Annotated in this window: 1 pseudogene; it reads right to left on the reverse strand. The window is 77.7% G+C overall.

Annotated features, from left to right (window positions below):
* Window positions 1–269 (reverse strand): annotated as a pseudogene (locus tag KVT45_RS55375) (aminopeptidase N); the annotation flags it as partial.

The raw sequence follows: 269 nt of genomic DNA on the forward strand, positions 1-269 counted from the left end.
AAGGCCGGGCCGCCAGGCACCGCCCCTGGTGCCGCTTCCCGGACGCCGCGGCCTCCCGGGCCAGTTCGGCCGCCAGGGCCGACTCGTCGGCCACGCCGTGTGCGGCGAGGGGGTCGAGGAACGCCCAGCGCAGCTCCTGGTCGACGTCCAGGCCGTCGATCGTCGCCGTACCCGCCAGCAGCTCCTGGGGCAGCCCGAAGTCGGAGCCGTCCGCCGCCGTCGACCCGAAGAACCGCGCCCAGGCCAGCTGGTGCTCGCCGCCCGGCGCC

This window comes from Streptomyces sp. GbtcB6, from assembly GCF_019091475.1.
In the GTDB taxonomy this organism is placed as follows: Bacteria; Actinomycetota; Actinomycetes; order Streptomycetales; family Streptomycetaceae; genus Streptomyces; species Streptomyces hyaluromycini.